16 protein-coding genes are annotated in these 19260 nt (G+C 61.5%); 13 read left to right on the forward strand and 3 right to left on the reverse strand.

The window, feature by feature from the left end:
- The first annotated feature begins 6 nt into the window (after positions 1-6).
- The 12 genes from WA225_RS26525 (at position 7) to madM (ending at position 14915) form a co-directional block, all read left to right on the forward strand.
- Positions 7-5904 carry an Hpt domain-containing protein gene (locus WA225_RS26525; RefSeq protein ID WP_422610253.1) on the forward strand — a complete coding sequence of 1966 codons (5898 nt, stop codon included), beginning with the start codon at positions 7-9 and terminating at the stop codon, positions 5902-5904.
- A complete protein-coding gene (locus tag WA225_RS26530) occupies positions 5897-6367 on the forward strand; it encodes a chemotaxis protein CheW (protein ID WP_422610254.1) in 471 nt (156 codons plus the stop codon). Before WA225_RS26525 ends, WA225_RS26530 begins: the two co-directional genes overlap by 8 nt.
- 653 nt (positions 6368-7020) lie before the next feature.
- Complete coding sequence (locus WA225_RS26535) at positions 7021-7386, forward strand: DUF6124 family protein (RefSeq protein WP_422610255.1); 366 nt, start codon at positions 7021-7023, stop codon at positions 7384-7386.
- 280 nt (positions 7387-7666) lie between these two features.
- Positions 7667-9337, forward strand: a complete 1671-nt coding sequence (gene mdcA, locus WA225_RS26540) for a malonate decarboxylase subunit alpha (protein ID WP_169843415.1) — start codon at positions 7667-7669, stop codon at positions 9335-9337.
- Positions 9337-10209, forward strand: a complete 873-nt coding sequence (locus WA225_RS26545; RefSeq protein WP_422610256.1) for a triphosphoribosyl-dephospho-CoA synthase — start codon at positions 9337-9339, stop codon at positions 10207-10209. The genes mdcA and WA225_RS26545 overlap by 1 nt, the downstream gene beginning before the upstream one ends.
- Positions 10209-10508: a malonate decarboxylase subunit delta gene (locus WA225_RS26550; RefSeq protein WP_007913697.1), complete on the forward strand. Its 300-nt coding sequence runs from the start codon at positions 10209-10211 to the stop codon at positions 10506-10508. Before WA225_RS26545 ends, WA225_RS26550 begins: the two co-directional genes overlap by 1 nt.
- Positions 10501-11352, forward strand: a complete 852-nt coding sequence (locus WA225_RS26555; RefSeq protein ID WP_175555540.1) for a biotin-independent malonate decarboxylase subunit beta — start codon at positions 10501-10503, stop codon at positions 11350-11352. The genes WA225_RS26550 and WA225_RS26555 overlap by 8 nt, the downstream gene beginning before the upstream one ends.
- On the forward strand, positions 11349-12134 hold the full coding sequence (gene mdcE, locus WA225_RS26560; RefSeq protein WP_422610257.1) for a biotin-independent malonate decarboxylase subunit gamma: 786 nt from the start codon (positions 11349-11351) through the stop codon (positions 12132-12134). Before WA225_RS26555 ends, mdcE begins: the two co-directional genes overlap by 4 nt.
- Positions 12128-12748: a malonate decarboxylase holo-ACP synthase gene (locus WA225_RS26565; protein WP_422610258.1), complete on the forward strand. Its 621-nt coding sequence runs from the start codon at positions 12128-12130 to the stop codon at positions 12746-12748. The genes mdcE and WA225_RS26565 overlap by 7 nt, the downstream gene beginning before the upstream one ends.
- The gene (mdcH, locus tag WA225_RS26570) at positions 12745-13665 is read left to right on the forward strand and encodes a malonate decarboxylase subunit epsilon (protein WP_422610259.1); all 921 of its coding nucleotides are present in this window, start codon (positions 12745-12747) and stop codon (positions 13663-13665) included. The genes WA225_RS26565 and mdcH overlap by 4 nt, the downstream gene beginning before the upstream one ends.
- 67 nt (positions 13666-13732) lie before the next feature.
- Positions 13733-14149 carry a malonate transporter subunit MadL gene (gene madL / locus WA225_RS26575; protein WP_201228977.1) on the forward strand — a complete coding sequence of 139 codons (417 nt, stop codon included), beginning with the start codon at positions 13733-13735 and terminating at the stop codon, positions 14147-14149.
- Between the two features lies 1 nt (position 14150).
- On the forward strand, positions 14151-14915 hold the full coding sequence (madM, locus tag WA225_RS26580) for a malonate transporter subunit MadM (RefSeq protein ID WP_201228976.1): 765 nt from the start codon (positions 14151-14153) through the stop codon (positions 14913-14915).
- A 191-nt stretch (positions 14916-15106) separates the two neighbouring features.
- Here the strand turns inward: madM and WA225_RS26585 are convergent, their stop codons facing one another.
- Complete coding sequence (locus WA225_RS26585) at positions 15107-16027, reverse strand: LysR substrate-binding domain-containing protein (RefSeq protein WP_422610260.1); 921 nt, start codon at positions 16025-16027, stop codon at positions 15107-15109.
- Positions 16028-16169: 142 nt separating this feature from the next.
- Here WA225_RS26585 and trhA point away from each other — a divergent pair, with 142 nt between their 5' ends.
- Positions 16170-16787, forward strand: a complete 618-nt coding sequence (gene trhA / locus WA225_RS26590; RefSeq protein ID WP_007964065.1) for a PAQR family membrane homeostasis protein TrhA — start codon at positions 16170-16172, stop codon at positions 16785-16787.
- A gap of 136 nt (positions 16788-16923) precedes the next feature.
- On the opposite strand, the gene WA225_RS26595 is transcribed toward trhA, so the two are convergent.
- Both WA225_RS26595 and WA225_RS26600 read right to left on the reverse strand, forming a co-directional pair.
- Positions 16924-17643: a 16S rRNA (uracil(1498)-N(3))-methyltransferase gene (locus tag WA225_RS26595; RefSeq protein ID WP_422610261.1), complete on the reverse strand. Its 720-nt coding sequence runs from the start codon at positions 17641-17643 to the stop codon at positions 16924-16926.
- Positions 17644-17786: 143 nt separating this feature from the next.
- Positions 17787-19193, reverse strand: coding sequence for an adenosylmethionine--8-amino-7-oxononanoate transaminase (locus WA225_RS26600; protein WP_007913711.1), 1407 nt, complete (start codon positions 19191-19193; stop codon positions 17787-17789).
- Positions 19194-19260: the final 67 nt, after the last annotated feature.

Consider the following 19260-nt stretch of genomic DNA (forward strand, 5'->3'; position numbering starts at 1 on the left):
GCGGTTATGGGTGACCGGCATGACTACGTGGCCCTCGAATGGGTCAAAGGCGAAATTGCCGAAACGCTGAGACAGGCGCATCAGGCGATTGAAGCCGTGCTCGAAGATCCGCAGGCCTTCCCCGGGCTGGACGAGTGCCACGATTACATCCATCAGGTCCACGGCAGTTTGCAGATGGTCGAATTCTACGGCGCAGCCCTGCTCGCCGAGGAAATGGAGCATCTGGTCGAAGCCTTGCAGCACGAGCGCGTCAGCCACCGCGACGAAGCGCTGCACCTGTTGCTGCAAGCCCTTGGGCAATTGCCGATCTACCTCGATCGCGTGCAGAGCGCCCGGCGTGATTTGCCGTTGGTGGTGCTGCCGCTGATCAACGATCTGCGCAGTGCCCGGGGCGAAAGCCTGCTCTCGGAAACCAGCCTGTTCAGCCCGCAATTGCCCGAACTACCGCCCTTGAGCGCCGATGAACTGGCGCTGCTCGAGCCGGCGGAACTGCCCAACGTCCTGCGCAAATTACGCCAGATGCTGCAAATGGCCTTGGTCGGTTTACTGCGCGAGCAGGACGACCAGACGCACCTCGATTATCTGGCGAAAGTCTTCACCCGCCTCGAAGCACTGAGCGGTGATTCGCCGCTGAGCCCGTTGTGGCAAGTCGCTTCGGCGCTGGTCGAAGGCATGCGCGAAGGCGTGATTGCCAACAGTCCGGCGCTGCGCAGCCTGTTCAAGGACGCCGACAAAGAGCTCAAGCGTCTGCTCGACCAAGGCATGGCCGGCCTCAACCAGCCGCCACCGCCGGAGCTGCTGAAAAGCCTGTTGTTCTATATTGCCAAAGCCGAACATCCCACCGGGCAGATGCTGACCATGAAAGATCGCTACTCGCTGGACGACGCGTTGCCCGACAGCGCGATGGTCGACGAAGAACGCGCGCGCCTGGCCGGCCCCGACCGCGATGCGATGCGCTCGGTGCTGGCGGCGCTGTGTGAAGAGCTGGTGCGGGTCAAGGAACGCCTCGACCTGTTCGTGCGCAGCGACCGCCAGCACACCTCGGATCTGGAGAGTTTGCTCGCACCGCTGCGGCAGATCGCCGACACCCTCGCGGTGCTCGGTTTCGGTCAGCCGCGCAAAGTGATCATTGATCAACTGGCCGTGGTGCTCAGTCTCGCCCAAGGCCAGCGTGAACCGAACGACGCGATCCTGATGGACGTCGCCGGCGCCTTGCTCTACGTCGAAGCGACGCTGGCCGGGATGGTCGGCACCGTCGAGCCGGAAAGCCCGGAAGATGCGCGCCTGCCGACCACCGACCTGACGCAGATTCACCAGATCGTCATCAAGGAAGCGCGCATCTGCCTGCAACAGGCCAAGGACATGATCGTCGACTACATCGACGCCGATTGGGATCGCCAGCACCTGCAACCGTTGCCGGCGCTGCTGACTCAGGTGCGCGGTGCGCTGGCGATGATTCCGCTCAGCCGGGCGGCGAGTCTGGTCGAAGCCTGCAACGGTTTTATCCGCGAACATTTGCTGCTCGACCCGCACGAGCCGGGCTGGGAGCAACTGGATCATCTGGCCGATGTCATCAGCAGCCTCGAGTATTACCTCGAACGCTTGAGCGACGACCCACAGGCAGCGGGCGAACAATTGCTGGACGTCGCGCAGAAGTCCCTCGCCAGCCTCGGTTTCTTTCCAAATGAGCCGCATGTGCCCGTGCTCGACGACGTGCTCAGCCCCAGCGAAGCGCTGGTGATGCAGGACATGCAGGCGCTCGACGACCCGGAAATCGTGCAGTCGCTGGCCGACGTTCTGGCCAGCCCGGTTTCAGCGCTTAACCCGCCTGCACTGATTACACCCGGCAGCCTGATGCCGCCACCGGCCGATGAAGAACCGGTCGACGATGAACTGCGCGAAGTGTTCCTCGAAGAGACCGATGAAGTCCTCGAAGTCCTCCACGAATACTTGCCGCGCTGGATCGCCAATTCGCAGGACCGCGATGCGCTGACCGAGCTGCGTCGCGCCTTTCACACCTTGAAGGGCAGCGGGCGCATGGTCCGCGCGCTGATTCTCGGCGAGCTGGCGTGGTCGGTGGAAAACCTGCTCAACCGTGTGCTCGAACAAAGCGTCGAACCGGGCTCGGTGGTGCAGCAAGTGCTGACCGACACCGTGCTGTTGCTGCCCGAGTTGATCAGCGAATTCGCCACGAACAGCCAGCGGCAACGCAGCGATGTCGATCAACTCGCGGCCCGTGCCCACGCCCTGGCCAAGGGTGACGAGCCGCTGGCTGCCGAAGACGTCGACGATGTCGCGGCGCTGGATCCGCTGTTGCTGGAAATCTTCCGCAAAGAAGCCGAAACCCACCTCGCCAGCCTCAACCGTTTCCTCGATCAAGCCGCCGAGCATGTGCCGTTGCAGGCCAGCGATGAATTGCAGCGCGCCCTGCACACGCTCAAGGGCAGCGCGTCGATGGCTGGCGTATTGCCGATTGCCGAACTCGCTGCACCGCTCGATCAACTGGCCCGCGAGTTCAAGGCGCACCAGTTGCCGCTGGACCTCGACGAAGTGGAGTTGCTACTTGAAGCCGAGGGCCTGTTCCGCGTCGGTCTGCGTCAGCTCAAGCATGATCCGCTGGCGCCGATTGTCGGCGCGCAGTCGCTGATCAAACGCTCGGAAACCTTGCTCACCGAGCGCCTGGCGTCGATCCTCGATGCGCCGCACACCGGCCTGCGGATCAAGCGCGACCCGCAACTGATCAACAACTTCCTCGCCCAGGGCATGGACATCCTCCTTGACGCGGAAAATCTCTTGCAGCGCTGGCAGCAACATCCCGGCGAGCGTCAGGAACTCAGTGCGTTGCTGGATGAGCTGACCACCCTCGGCGAAGGCGCGCACATGGCCGACCTGCTGCCGGTCGACGTGCTGTGTGAAGCCTTGCTCGACCTCTATGGCGCGGTGGAAGAAAGCAGCCTGGCGGTCAGCGAGCGGTTTTTCCAGGAAGCGCAAAACGCCCACGAAGCACTGATCAACATGCTCGACGAACTGGCGGCCGGCCAGGAAGTCACGCCGCAGCCGGAACGAATTCGTGCCTTGCATGACCTGCTCGATGAGAGTCTTGACCCGTCGTCGATGGGCTTGATTCGCAGCGATGGCAGCCGTACTTTGAGTATCCGTGAACTGGGCAGCGCCACCGCAGAGTTGCAGCAAAAGGCAACGGCGCTTGAACCCGATGATGAGATCGTCGAGATCTTTCTTGAAGAGGCGGTCGACATTCTCGACAGCGCCGGCCAAGCCTTGCAGCGCTGGCTGAGTGACCCCGACAACGTTGCGCCACTGTCCTCGCTGCAACGGGATTTGCACACGCTCAAGGGCGGCGCGCGGATGGCCGAAGTCGAGGCCATCGGCGATCTGGCTCAAGAGCTGGAAAGCCTTTACGAAGGACTGGTCGATCGTCGCTACCACTACAGCGAAAGCCTGGGGCGCTTGCTGCTCAAGAGTCATGACCGCTTGGCGTTGATGCTTGATCAACTGCAAAACCATCAGCCACTGACGCCGGCACAGGATCTGATCGAAACGATCCGACAGGTCCGCCAAGGCCAAAACGTTGCCGAAACGCCGCCAGCAATAACCGATCACGACAGCGCCGGCCACGACCCGGAGCTGCTGGAAATCTTCCTCGAAGAAGGTTTCGACATCATCGAAAACTCCGGCGCCGCACTGCTGCGCTGGCAGGCCGAGCCGGGCAATCGTCAGGAAGTGGAAACCCTGCTGCGCGATCTGCACACCCTCAAGGGCGGCGCGCGGATGGTCGAGATCGGCCCGATCGGCGACCTCGCCCATGAGCTGGAATACCTTTACGAAAGTCTTTCCAGCGGCGCGTTGCAGCCATCGGCGGAGCTGTTTGCGCTGGTGCAGCGTGGGCATGATCGCTTGGCGCAAATGCTTGATGGCGTGCGCGCCGGGCAGCCGTGTCCACCGGCCGATCGGCTGATCAACGCGATCCAGAATTTCAGTCATCCGGTAACGGTCGAAACACCGCCAACGTTGCCGCTGCCCGCCAAGACCGAACCTGCACCGCCGGCAGCCGAGGCTGGCGCGGACATGGTCAAAGTCTCCGCCGAACTGCTCGACGAGTTGGTCAATCTGGCCGGGGAAACCTCGATCTTCCGGGGCCGTATCGAACAGCAGGTCAACGACGCGCAGATCGCCCTGAACGAGATGGAAACCACCATCGAACGCATGCGTGACCAGTTGCGCCGGCTCGATACCGAAACCCAGGGGCGGATTCTCAGTCGCCAGCAAGTCGATGCCGAACGTCTCGGCTACGAGGAATTCGACCCGCTGGAAATGGACCGCCATTCGCAGTTGCAGCAACTGTCGCGGGCGTTGTTCGAATCAGCCTCTGACTTGCTCGACCTCAAGGAAACCCTCGACCGCCGTAATCACGACGCGGAGAACCTGTTGCAGCAACAGGGCCGCATCAACACCGAATTGCAGGAAGGCCTGATGCGCACGCGCATGGTGCCGTTCGAGCGCATGTTGCCGCGTTTGAAACGCATCGTCCGCCAGGTCGCCGAAGAACTGAACAAAGACGTCGCGTTTGTCGTCGGCAACGCCGAAGGCGAGATGGACCGCAACGTGCTCGAACGCATGGCCGCGCCGCTGGAACACATGCTGCGCAATGCCGTCGATCATGGTCTGGAGTCCGCCGAAGTGCGGCTGGCGGCGGGTAAACCGGCGCAAGGGCAGATCAGCCTCGACCTGTCCCGCGAGGGCGGCGACATTGTTTTCGACATTCGCGATGACGGCGCCGGGGTGCCACTGGAAGCGGTGCGCAAGAAGGCGATCAAGCGCGGCATGCTCGCGCCGGAAGCCGAGATCAGCGACCGCGACGTGTTGCAGTTCATCCTCCAGCCAGGGTTTTCCACGGCGGAAAAGATAACGCAGATTTCCGGGCGCGGCGTCGGCATGGACGTGGTGCATGAAGAGGTGCGGCAACTCGGCGGCAGCATGAGCATTGATTCGGTGCCGGGGCAGGGCGTGCATTTCCGCATTCGTCTGCCGTTCACCGTGTCGGTCAACCGCGCGTTGATGGTGCAGTGTGGCGAGGATCAATATGCGATTCCGCTGAACACCATCGAAGGCATCGTTCGCGTGTTGCCGAATGATCTGGAAGCTCACTTCCGCGTTGATCCGCCGCGTTATCAGTACGGCGGCCAGACCTACGAACTGTGCTACCTCGGCGAACTGCTGAAAACCGCGCCACGGCCGAAATTGCTCGGCCAGAACCTGCCGTTACCGGTGCTGCTGGTGCATTACAACGACCGACGCATCGCGGTGCTGGTCGATACCATGGCCGGCACCCGCGAGATCGTGGTCAAGAGCCTCGGTGCGCAATTCGCGGCGGTACAGGGCGTGTCCGGGGCGACGATTCTTGGCGATGGCCGGGTGGTGCTGATTCTCGATTTGCTCGCACCAATCCGCGCAATGCAGGCGCGAGTTGCACAGCCGCCGACGCTGCCGGAAATCGACAGCGAACCGCACAAACCGCTGCTGGTGATGGTGGTCGACGACTCGGTCACCGTGCGCAAGGTCACCAGCCGCTTGCTCGAACGCCACGGCATGAACGTGCTGACCGCCAAGGACGGTGTCGACGCCATGCTGCTGCTCGAAGAACACATGCCCGACCTGATGCTGCTCGACATCGAAATGCCGCGCATGGACGGCTTCGAAGTCGCCACCCAGGTGCGCAACGACGAACGCCTGCAACACCTGCCGATCATCATGATCACCTCACGCACCGGGCAGAAACACCGCGACCGCGCCATGGCCATCGGCGTCAACGACTACCTCGGCAAGCCGTATCAAGAGTCGGTGCTGCTTGAAAGCATTGCCCAGTGGAGCAAGAAACATGCATGAGCGCCGGCATAATCAGCGCAGCAGCCAACTCACCGGGTTGCTGCTGCCGCTGGCGGATCGCAATCTGATCCTGCCTAACGTCGCCGTGGCCGAGCTGATCGACTATCAGGCCAGTGCCTTCGATCTGGATACGCCGCCGTGGTATCTGGGGCGGGTGAAGTGGCGTGAGAGGCAGATTCCGTTGCTGAGTTTCGAGTCGGCGTGCGGGCAGAAAATCGTTATTGGCGAGCGCGCGCGGATCGTGATTTTGAATGCGCTGGGCGGGTTGCCGGAGTTGAAGTTCATTGCCCTGCTGGTGCAGGGGATTCCGCGGTCGTACAAGCTCGACAGTCAGTTGAGTTATGTCGATGTGCCGTTGTGTGCGCTGGAGCAGGCGGCGGTGCAGGTCGGGGAGCAAGTGGCGAAGGTGCCTGACTTGCTTGGGCTGGAGAAGTTGTTGGTGGATGCTGGGCTAGCCCACTGATCGTTCCCACGCTCCGCGTGGGAATGCAGCCCGGGACGCTCCGCGTCCCAAAAGCCGAACGCAGAGCGTCCGTTGAGGCATTCCCACGCAGAGCGTGGGAACGATCATTGGCGGGCTGATCCAAAACTTGCGCTGCTTCGGCTGGCCTCTTCGCGAGCAAGCTCGCTCCCACAGTTGATCTTCAGTGAACACAGATTTTGGACAGGACACAGTCCCCCTGTGGGAGCGAGCCTGCTCGCGAAAGCGCCAGTCGCCACACCTCAATCCGACAGACAAATCCTCAATCTCCGTGCGTAATAAACGCCTTCCAGTCGCGTTGTTTAAAGACACCCGGTGTTACGGCTCCCTAGCCTACAAATCCTTGCGCCGCTGCCTACGCATGCACCAGAATCCGCCGGCTTGTGCGCCCTCGGCATGCTGCGTAACTTGATTCCGTCACTGATTTCCAGTGATCGGGTTTAGTAGCCCGTCATATTTGGGGCGTATAGCTCATCAGACAGTCAGGTACTCCATACCTGCACTTTATGGTGGTTGTGCGCAGGGCGCCTTCGGGCGCGCCGGTTTCCCAGATCCCCGGTCTACTAACCTGCGCACAGCTGCCTCCACTTCTTTTAGTAGAGAAGCGGTGGCTAGCCCAAATGAGGATCTGGTAAATGTTCAAAGTAACGCCAAACCCGCCGGTCACCGACCCGGCATCCCCCTACGAATCCCCCGATTCGAAGAAATTCCACGAAGCCGCCGAGCGCGCCCTCGACCATTACCTCGGCCCGACCAACGCCGACCTGATGGCCACGCCTTACACCCCCAACACGCTGTACATGGCCAATCCCAATGCCGACACCGAATCCCTGCTGGCGGACGCCAGTGAAACCCTCGGCTCGGCTACGGTGATGCTCAACAACCATGCGGCAATGGTGGAGGGTACGCACCGCAAGACTGTGCAGGGTATTGCGCAGGTGGTGATGGTGGCGGAGATGGCTGTTAACCGTTTGTTGGATAGGTTGGTGCCGACTGACTGATCGATTGGTCACGGTTGATCGTTCCCACGCGCAGCAAAGGAATGCAGCCCGGGACGCTCCGCGTCCCAAAAGCCGAACGCAGAGCGTCCGTTGAGGCATTACCACGCAGAGCGTGGGAACGATCATCGGCGGGCTGATACAGCTTTTGCGCCGCTTTGGCTGGCCTCTTCGCGAGCAGTGAACGTTACGCTCAGCGTAATGATTCACCACCGCGCTTGATTGATGCCCCCACCCCACACGCCTACCTTAGCTCCACGACAGCGAACCCCGTGGAGTGAGCATGACAACAACAATTTCCCCCGACTCGCGCTGGACGCGGCGGCGCGATGAGAAGCAGCGCCGCCTCGACAAGGTGCGCGGGCTGGCCGACGGTGTGGTGTTGCCCACCGACAAGATCGTCGCCGCGCTCGAAGCGCTGATTCATCCCGGCGACCGTGTGGTGCTGGAGGGCAATAACCAGAAGCAGGCGGATTTCCTTTCGCGCTCGCTGGCCAAGGCCGACCCGCAAAAGCTCCACGACCTGCACATGATCATGCCCAGCGTCGGTCGCTCCGAGCACCTCGACCTGTTCGAACGCGGCATCGCCCGCAAGCTCGATTTCTCTTTCGCCGGCACCCAGAGCCTGCGCATCAGCCAGTTGCTCGAAGACGGCCTGCTGGAAATCGGCGCAATCCACACCTACATAGAACTCTACGCCCGGCTGGTGGTGGACCTGATCCCCAACGTCGTGCTCTCGGCCGGGTTCATGGCCGACCGCGCCGGCAACATCTACACCGGCCCCAGTACCGAAGACACCCCGGCACTGATCGAACCGGCCGCGTTCAGCGACGGCATCGTCATCGTCCAGGTCAACCAGTTGGTCGACGACGTCAGCGAACTGCCGCGAGTGGACATTCCGGCGTCGTGGGTCGATTTCGTCGTGGTCGCCGACAAGCCGTTCTACATCGAACCGCTGTTCACCCGCGACCCACGGCACATCAAGCCCGTGCACGTGCTGATGGCGATGATGGCGATTCGCGGGATCTACGAAAAACACAACGTGCAGTCGCTCAACCACGGCATTGGTTTCAACACCGCCGCCATCGAGCTGATCCTGCCGACCTACGGTGAGTCCCTCGGCCTCAAAGGCAAGATCTGCCGCAACTGGACGCTCAACCCGCACCCAACTTTGATCCCGGCAATCGAGAGCGGTTGGGTCGAAAGCGTGCATTGCTTCGGCACCGAACTGGGCATGGAAAACTACATCGCCGCCCGCCCGGATGTGTTCTTCACCGGTCGCGACGGCTCGCTGCGTTCCAACCGGATGTTCTGCCAACTCGCCGGGCAATACGCGGTGGATCTGTTTATCGGCGCGACGTTGCAGGTTGATGGCGACGGCCATTCTTCGACCGTGACCCGTGGCCGCCTCGCCGGTTTCGGCGGTGCGCCGAACATGGGCCACGACCCGCGCGGTCGCCGTCACGGCACCCCGGCGTGGCTGGACATGCGTCACGACGACTCGCAGCAACCGATGCTCGAACGCGGCAAGAAACTCGTGGTGCAAATGGTCGAGACCTTCCAGGAGGGCGGCAAACCGACCTTCGTCGAAACCCTCGACGCGGTCGAAGTGGCGAAGAAAAGCGGCATGCCGCTGGCGCCGATCATGATCTACGGCGACGACGTCACCCACCTGCTCACCGAAGAAGGCATCGCCTACCTGTACAAGGCGCGCTCGCTGGAAGAACGTCAGGCAATGATCGCAGCGGTCGCCGGCGTCACTGCCATCGGCCTGCGCCACAACCCGAAAGACACCGAGCGCATGCGCCGTGAAGGCCTGATCGCCTTGCCCGAAGACCTCGGCATCCGCCGCACCGACGCCACCCGCGAATTGCTCGCGGCGAAAAGCGTGGCCGATCTGGTTGAGTGGTCCGGCGGCCTGTACAACCCGCCCGCGAAATTCAGGAGCTGGTAATGCACGCACTTAACCTGCAAGCGCAACCGCTGTCCCTGGCTGATCGATTGGCTGATCTGGCGGTGGACGCCTTGATCGACGAAGCCGATCTGTCGCCGAAACCGGCGCTGGTCGACCGTCGCGGCAATGGCGCGCACACCGATCTGCACTTGGGCCTGATGCACGCTTCGGCGCTGTCGTTGTGGCCGGCGTTCAAGGAGATTGCTGAAGCGGCGGTTGCAATCGGCGGAGTCGATTCAACGTTGCGCGAAGCGATTGGCCGCATCGGCCGTGAAGGCGAGCAAGCCATGCTTACGACCACCAACGGCGTGAACACGCATCGCGGCGCCATTTGGGCGCTGGGATTGTTGGTGACGGCCGCTGCGCTGGAGCCGCAATCTTCCAGCGCCAACGCCGTAACCTTGCGCGCTGCACGCTTGGCCTTGTTGGACGATCGCCACGCACCAAAACCCTTGAGCCACGGCGCGCAAGTCGCCCTGCGTTACGGCGCTCGCGGTGCTCGTGAAGAAGCGCAACTCGGCTTCCCTTCGGTGCTGCAACGCGGCCTGCCACAACTCAAGCGCAGCCGCGCCAACGGCCACGGTGAACAAAACGCCCGGCTCGACGCCTTGCTCGCGATCATGACCAATCTGGCCGACACCTGCGTGCTCTACCGCGCCGGTGAAGAGGGTCTGCACGCCATGCAGTCCGGCGCGCAAGCGGTGCTCGACGCCGGCGGCAGTGCCAGCCTCAGCGGTCGCCGCCGGCTGCACGAACTGGATCAACAACTCATCGCATTGAATGCCTCGCCCGGTGGCGCCGCCGACTTGCTCGCCGCCACGCTGCTGCTCGACCGTATCGAGCGCGACGGCAACTCTCAGGGAGCGTTTTGATGGAAACCTTATCGTTTGAATTCCCTGCCGGGCAGCCACCACGCGGTCGCGCGCTGGTCGGTTGTGTCGGTTCGGGTGATCTGGAAGTGCTGATCGAACCGGGCCTGGCCGGCAAGCTGACGATCAATGTGCAGACCTCGGTCAACGGCGCACAGCTGCGCTGGCAGCATCTGTTTGCGCGGATGTTCGACGGCACCACGCCGCCGGCAATGGCCATCGATATCCACGACTTCGGCGCGACGCCGGGGGTGGTGCGCTTGCGTCTGGAACAAGGTTTCGAGGAGATCGGCCATGACTGACAGCGCAGCGTTGCTCAACAAACACAGCTTCGTCGAACTCGGCGCGCGGCAACGGGCGAAGGCCTTGCTCGATGCCGGCAGCTTTCGCGAATTGCTCGACCCGTTTCAACGGGTGATGTCGCCGTGGCTCGAACGCCAGGGCGTGGTGCCGCAGGCCGATGACGGCGTGGTGATCGCCAAGGGCAGCCTCGATGGTTTGCCGGTGGTGATCGCCGCGATTGAAGGCGCGTTTCAGGGCGGCAGCCTTGGCGAAGTCGGCGGGGCGAAGATTGCCGGCGCGCTGGAACTGGCGGCTGAAGACAACCGCAAAGGTATTCCGACCCGCGCGGTGTTGCTGCTGGAAACCGGCGGCGTGCGTTTGCAGGAGGCCAATCTCGGGTTGGCAGCGATTGCCGATATTCATGCGGCGATTGTCGATTTACAGCAGTACCAACCGGTGGTTGGGGTGGTTGCGGGTAGCGTTGGATGCTTTGGCGGCATGTCGATTGCGGCGGCGCTGTGCAGCTATTTGCTGGTGACTCAGGAGGCACGCCTCGGTTTGAACGGCCCGCAGGTGATTGAGCAGGAAGCCGGGATCGAAGAATACGATTCTCGCGACCGTCCGTTTATCTGGAGCCTGACTGGCGGCGAGCAGCGATTTGCCAGTGGTCTGGTGGATCGTTATGTCGCCGATGACGTGGCGAAGATTCGTCAGCAGGTTGGTGAATTACTTCAGCAAGGTTTGCCGGAACAACCGCGCAGCCAACGCGCCGACTGGTTTCTGCAACGCCTGAGCAGCCTGAACACTGACCCGCAAATCGAGCCGTCGGTGGTTCGCGATCTGTATCAAGGAGAGCGCTCATGAGCGGTTATTCGCTGCGCGGTTTGAACTGGTTCAACGCCTTGAGCGCGGGCGCTAAAAGTGTTGAAGGACTGCCGCCATCGTTGAGGGTTGCTGACGGTGAGCTGGGGCGTTTTATCGCTGTGGTCGCTGACCCGGACAATCGTTTCCCTCGCGCTCGTAATGGCGAAGTCGGTTTGCTCGAAGGCTGGGGTCTGGCCAAGGCTGTGGATGACGCGATCAGCGCTGACCGCGACAAAGTGCAGAAGCGCCCGATCATCGCCATCGTCGATGTGCCGAGCCAGGCTTATGGTCGGCGCGAAGAAGCGCTCGGCATTCATCAGGCGCTGGCCGGTGCGGCGGACAGTTACGCCCGTGCGCGTCTGGCCGGGCATCCGGTGATTGCGTTGCTGGTGGGCAAGGCGATGTCCGGGGCGTTTTTGGCTCACGGTTATCAAGCCAATCGTTTGATCGCCCTGCGTGATCCGGGCGTGATGGTGCATGCGATGGGCAAGGCGTCGGCGGCGCGGGTGACCTTGCGCAGTGTTGAAGAACTGGAAGCGTTGGCTGCCAGTGTGCCGCCGATGGCGTATGACATCGACAGCTATGCCAGCCTCGGATTGCTCTGGGAAACCTTGTCGGTGGAGCAGATTGAACAACCGACCGCTGAGGATCTGGCACGGGTGAACGAGTGCCTGAAACAAGCCATCAGCGATATCTCCAGCACTGACTTGAGCAATCGTCTCGGCGCGAAAAATCGTGCTGCTTCCAGCAAAGTGCGCGAACTGCTGAGGGCGCAGTGGTGAATACGCCTCTGGCCCACGATCTGCTCTGGGGCATGACTCCGGCGCAGTTGCCGGCGGATGCGCCACTGTGGGCAGTCGAGTCGCTGGCCGTCGGGCAACCGGTGGTGGTGCGGCGGGCGCTGAGCGAGGAAGGTTTGGTCGCGGTCGGCGTACGAGGAGTGTTGCGCGAGCAGCGGTTGGCGGCGTTTATGCCGGTCGATTCGATTGCCTGTCGGGTCAGTCCCGAGGCGCTTTGTCATGTCGATTGCGAGCGTGATTTGCCGGTCATGCACGCGCTCCAACAGCTGCGGCCGATGCTCGACGATTGCGGTTGGGTCTGGGGTGTCAGCGGCAGTGTCGGCTTTGAATTGGCCAGTGGTTTTATCGCGATGCACGCGGCCAGTGACCTCGATCTGATTCTGCGTACACCGCAACTGATCACCCGCAATCAGGCACGCAAACTGGTTGCGGTTTTTGATCAGGCTGTGTGCCGGGTGGATATGCAATTGCAGACACCGTTCGGGGCTGTGGCGTTGCGTGAGTGGGCCAGTGCTTCGACGCGCGTGCTGCTGAAAAACGCTCATCAGGCTTGCCTGGTGATTGATCCATGGAACCCGCAGGAGCAGGCAGCGTGAGCAGTCTGCTGGTGTTCCCCGGCCAGGGCGCGCAGCAGGCGGGCATGCTGCAGCGCTTGCCTCGCGAAACCTTGGTCGAAGCCAGTGATGTACTTGGCGAAGATGTTTTGCTACTAGATTCTGCTCAAGCATTGCGCACGACGAGGGCGGTTCAGCTCTGTTTGCTGATCGCCGGCGTCGCGGCTTCACGGCAGTTATTGCAGGACGGACTCACGGCGGATTACGTCGCCGGCCTGTCCATCGGCGCTTACCCGGCAGCGGTGGTCGCTGGCGCGTTGAGCTTCAGCAATGCGCTGCATCTGGTCAGCCTGCGCGGTGAACTGATGCAGCGAGCTTATCCACAAGGCTACGGCATGACCGCGATTATCGGTCTGCAGTTATCCACAGTCGAAACGTTGCTGGCGCAGGTGCACTGCGAGGATGCGCCGGTGTACCTGGCCAACATCAACGCCGACAACCAAGTGGTGATTGCCGGCAGTGATAAGGCGATGCAAACAGTCGCGGAACTGGCGCGCAGTCGCGGCGCCGGTCTGGCGAAACGTCTGGCGGCAAGTGTGCCGTCGCACTGTCCGCTGCTGGAGGCACCTGCACAAACCCTCGCCGAAGCCTTCGCCAAGATTGAACTGAAGAGCCCGAAAATCGCTTACCTGAGCGGCAGCCGCGCGCGCCCTGTGACCAAAGTACAAGCGCTGCGCGACGACCTCGCTTTCAACATGTGCCGCGTGGTGGATTGGCGCGGCACCGTGCAAAGCGCCTACGAGCGCGGCGTACGGCTACAGATCGAATTGCCGCCCGGTGCCGTACTGACCGGGCTGGCGCGCCGGGTGTTCGACTCGGGCACGGTCACTGCCTTCGACAGTGCTCGCCTCGACACCTTGCAGGCGCTGTTGCGTGAGGAGGGAAACCGCCAACTCTAAAACCGCCGCGACTCAAGCTTCGAACAACAAAAACAACATTCGACGATGCACTTTGAGGACTACAACAATGATTATTTACGGTGTGGCGCTGCTCGCGATCTGTACGCTGGCAGGGGTGATCATGGGTGACATGCTCGGCGTGTTGTTGGGCGTCAAATCCAACGTTGGCGGGGTCGGCATCGCCATGATCCTGCTGATTTGCGCACGGTTGTGGATGCAGAAGCGCGGCGGCATGACCAAGGATTGCGAGATGGGCGTCGGCTTCTGGGGCGCGATGTACATTCCGGTGGTGGTGGCAATGGCGGCGCAACAGAACGTTGTCACCGCATTGCATGGCGGCACGGTGGCGGTGCTGGCGGCGATTGGTTCGGTAGTGGTCTGCGGCTGCACGATTGCTTTGATCAGCCGCACCCACAAGGGTGAACCATTGCCCGATGAACCGGCGGAAATCACGCCGGTCGGCACTCCAGTAGGAGGCCGCTGATATGTGGGATCTCATCGAGAAAGGTCTGGAACATAACGGGCTGGTCACTGCCTTCGCTTTTGTCGGCGTGATCATGTGGGTGTCGGTGGTGCTCTCTAAGCGCCTGACGTTCGGACGTGTTCACGGCTCGGCGATTGCCATCGTCATCGGCCTGGTGCTGGCGTGGGTCGGCGGCACCATGACCGGCGGCCAGAAAGGCCTGGCGGATCTGACGTTGTTCTCAGGTATCGGCCTGATGGGCGGGGCGATGTTGCGTGACTTTGCGATTGTGGCCACGGCGTTTGAAGTGCAGGCGACCGAGGCGAAGAAGGCCGGGTTGATTGGTGTGGTCGCGTTGCTGTTGGGCACGATTCTGCCGTTCATTGTCGGCGCGTGCATGGCCTGGGCATTTGGTTATCGCGATGCGGTGAGCATGACCACTATTGGCGCGGGCGCGGTGACTTATATCGTCGGGCCGGTGACGGGCGCGGCGATTGGCGCGACCTCGGATGTGATGGCGCTGTCGATTGCCACCGGGTTGATCAAGGCGATTCTGGTGATGGTTGGCACGCCTGTAGCGGCGCGCTGGATGGGCCTGGATAACCCGCGCTCGGCGATGGTGTTTGGTGGGTTGGCCGGGACTGTCAGCGGCGTTACAGCTGGGTTGGCGGCGACGGATCGGCGGTTGGTGCCTTATGGGGCGTTGACGGCTACGTTTCATACCGGGCTTGGGTGTTTGCTTGGGCCTTCGTTGTTGTTCTTCATTGTTCGCGGGATTGTGGGTTGAAGATCAAAAGCCCCTCACCCTAGCCCTCTCCCGGAGGGAGAGGGGACTGACCGCGTTGGATGTTGGAGGTACGCCGACCTGAAAGTCCTGAGTCGAACTCTGGTCTTTAAATCCATGGCGATCTGCTCCCTTTCCCCCTCGCCCCCTTGGGGGAGAGGGCTGGGGTGAGGGGGTAGGCTCTTGATCTGCTGTTAATCCGCCAACTGCCGATTCGCATACATCCGACACTCCGCCAACAACGCCAACAAATTCGGATCCCGCTCCTTGGCCTTCAAAAACGCCACACCAATGTGCTGCTGCAACCGGTATTTCTCCTGCAACGGAATCAGCTTCACCCGATTCTCATACACCGCCGCAATCCGTCCCGGCAGCAACGCATAACCCACCCCCGAACTGACCATGCTCAGCAGCGTGAAGATGTCATTCACCTGCATCGCCACCTTCGGCTCGAACCCCGCCTGCTTGAATACCCGATTACCGTCCTGATGCGTGGCAAAGCCCTGGGTCAGGGTGATAAATGTTTCATCACGCACCTCAGCCAGATCCACTTCACTGCGCTGGGCAAACTTTGAATCCGCCGGGGTGGCGAGGAAGATGTCGTCGGAAAACAGCGCGATCTGCTCGCAGTCCGGGTCGTTGATGCTGTCGTCCAACGACACCAGAATCGCGTCGACTTCCATGTTTTTCAGCTTGTAGAGCAGGTCGATGTTCGAGCCGAGGATCAGGTCGATATTGAGTTCGCTGCGGCGGATTTTCAGGCCCATGATCAGTTGCGGCACGGTTTTCACTGTCAGCGAATACAGCGAGCCAAGTTTGAAGCGTTCAGCCGAGAACCCGGCGGCTTCGCGGGTCAGGCGTACGCTTTCGACGACGTCATTGATCAGCTTCTGCGCGCGTTCTTCGAGGACGTAAGCGCTTTCCAGCGGGGTCAGGTTGCGGCCTTCGTGTTTGAACAGCGGGCAGCGCAGGGCGCTTTCCAGCGAATGAATGGCGCGGTGCACGCTGACGTTGCTGGTCTGCAACTCGGCGGCAGCGCGGGCGAGGTTGCCGGTGCGCATGAAAGCGAGGAACACCTCGAGTTTTTTCAGGGTCAATTCTTCGTCGATCAGCATGGCGCGGACTCTTTTTGGTATCGGCCGATTGTGCCCAATTAACACGACTTATGCAGGCTGGTGTTGAACAGAAACATTGCGCTTTTACGCTCAAGGCCCGAGCCTTGCGCGCTGCGGTAACGAATATTGAGGTGAGCGATACATGTATCACGGAGAAAAACTCAACGCCTGGACGCATCTGGTCGGGGCAGTAGCAGCGTTTATCGGCGGCGTCTGGATGCTGGTGATCGCCAGCCTGGACGGCAGCCCGTGGAAAATTGTCAGCGTGGCGATTTACGCGTTTACCTTGCTGGTGCTCTACAGCGCCTCGACCGTGTACCACAGCGTGCGCGGGCGCAAGAAAGCGATCATGAAGAAGGTCGATCACTTTTCGATCTATCTGCTGATTGCCGGCAGCTACACGCCATTCTGCCTGGTCACCCTGCGCGGGCCGTGGGGCTGGACGTTGTTCGGGATTGTCTGGGGGCTGGCGCTGATCGGCATCCTGCAAGAGATCAAACCGCGTTCGGAGGCGCGGATTCTGTCGATCGTGATCTATGCGGTGATGGGCTGGATTGTGTTGGTGGCGGTCAAGCCTTTGATTGCGGCGCTGGGTACGGCCGGGTTTGCCTGGCTGGCGTCGGGCGGGGTTTTGTATACGGTGGGGATTATCTTTTTTGCCCTTGATCACCGGTTGCGCCATGCGCACGGGATCTGGCATCTGTTCGTGATTGCCGGGAGTTTGCTGCACTTTGTCGCGATTCTGTTTTATGTCCTGTAGCCCGGCTGACTGATCGTTCCCACGCTCTGCGTGGTAACGCCTCCTGTGACGCTCTGCGTCACGCTGTTTGGGACGCGGAGCGTCCCGGGCTGCATTCCCACGCAGAGCGTGGGAACGATCAGTCCGGCAAAAAGGTTTAGAAATCACCCCAAAGTTGTTGGGCCACCGCCAGTGCCACCACTGGCGCCGTCTCGGTGCGGAGCACGCGGGGCCCAAGGCGGGCGGCGTGGAAGCCGTTGCTCTTGGCCTGCTCAACTTCGGCATCCGTCAATCCACCTTCAGGCCCGATCAGGAACGCCAGCGTCGACGGTTTGGCATGACTCACCAACGGCTCCGCCACCGGATGCAGCACCAGTTTCAACTCGGCTTCGGTCTGCTTGATCCAGTCCGCCAGCAACACCGGCGGATGAATCACCGGCACCCGCGAACGACCGCATTGTTCACACGCACTGATCGCCACCTGACGCCAGTGCAGCAGGCGTTTGTCGGCTCGCTCATCCTTCAGGCGGACTTCGCAGCGATCACTGAAGATCGGGGTGATTTCATTCACGCCCAGCTCGGTGGCCTTCTGGATCGCCCAGTCCATGCGCTCACCCCGGGACAGGCCCTGGCCGAGGTGAATGTGCAGCGGCGATTCGACTTGGCCGGCGAATTGCTCGTCGATCTGCACGGTCACGCGCTTCTTGCCGACTTCCAGCAGGGCGCCGCGAAACTCATGGCCGGAACCGTCGAACAGCTGCACCGCATCGCCCTCGGCCATGCGCAGTACGCGGCTGATGTAATGCGCCTGGGCTTCCGGCAATTCGTGTTCGCCGGTGCTCAGGGGGGCGTCGATAAAGAAGCGGGACAGTCTCATTTCGGGTCTCTGGAAAGATGTGAATCAGTTAAACCGGTGTCGACTTCATTCGCGAGCAAGCTCGCTCCCACATTTGAGATGTATTCCCCTGTGGGAGCGAGCTTGCTCGCGAAAGCGGCAGATCAGGCGCCACAAATTTTGAATCAGCCTGGATCGCGGAAGCCGGGGTGGAAGTCTTTTGGCACGGCCACGCTGACGCTGTCACGCGTGGCAATGTCGATACCCTCGCTGGCGACTTCGGCGAGGAAGTCGATCTGCTCCGGAGTGATCACGTACGGCGGCAGGAAATACACCACGCTGCCCAGCGGGCGCAGCAACGCGCCACGCTCCAGCGCATGCTGGAACACTTTCAAACCACGGCGCTCCTGCCAAGGGTAGGCCTCTTTCGTGGCTTTATCCTTGACCATCTCGATGGCCAGCACCATGCCTGTCTGCCGCACTTCCGACACATTCGGATGATCGACCAGATGCGCCGTCGCCGAGGCCATGCGCTGGGCCAGCGCCTTGTTGTTCTCGATGACGTTGTCCTGTTCGAAGATATCCAGTGTCGCCAGTGCCGCCGCGCACGCCAGCGGGTTGCCGGTGTAGCTATGCGAGTGGAGGAAGGCGCGCAAGGTCGGATAGTCGTCGTAGAACGCGCTGTAGACCTCGTCGGTGGTCAGGCACGCGGCCAGCGGCAGATAGCCGCCGGTCAGCGCTTTCGACAGGCAGAGGAAGTCCGGGCGGATGCCGGCCTGTTCACAGGCAAACATCGTCCCGGTGCGACCGAAACCAACGGCGATTTCGTCGAGGATCAAATGCACGCCATAACGGTCGCATGCCTCGCGCAGCAGCTTCAGATAAACCGGGTGATACATACGCATGCCGCCAGCGCCCTGAATCAACGGCTCGACGATCACTGCCGCGACGCTGTCATGATTCTCTGCCAAGGTCTGTTCCATGGCCGCAAACATGTTGCGCGAGTGTTCTTCCCAGCTCATGCCCTCGGGGCGCCCGTAGCAATCCGGGCTCGGCACTTTGATGGTGTCCATCAGCAGCGCTTTGTAGGTCTCAGTGAACAATGGCACGTCACCGACCGCCATCGCCGCCATGGTTTCACCGTGGTAGCTGTTGGTCAGGGTGACGAAGCGCTTCTTGTTCGGCTGACCACGATTGAGCCAGTAGTGAAAGCTCATTTTCAGCGCGACTTCGATGCAGGACGAACCGTTATCGGCGTAGAACACCCGGTTCAGGCCTTCCGGCGTCATCTTCACCAGACGCTCGGACAGCTCAATCACTGGTTGATGGCTGAAGCCGGCGAGAATCACGTGCTCCAGCTGATCGACCTGATCCTTGATGCGCTGATTGATGCGCGGGTTGGCGTGGCCAAACACGTTGACCCACCACGAGCTGACGGCGTCGAGGTAGCGCTTGCCTTCGAAATCTTCGAGCCAGACGCCTTCACCGCGCTTGATCGGGATCAGCGGCAGCTGTTCGTGGTCTTTCATCTGGGTGCAGGGATGCCACAGCACCGCGAGGTCGCGTTGCATCCACTGGTTATTCAGGCCCATTTACAGTCTCCTCGAGGCGGCTCGCGACAGGCGCGGGCAAACAATCGCGCAAGCCTATGCAATGCGT

Origin of the sequence: Pseudomonas sp., from assembly GCF_049300855.1 — a bacterium.
GTDB lineage: Bacteria > Pseudomonadota > Gammaproteobacteria > Pseudomonadales > Pseudomonadaceae > Aquipseudomonas.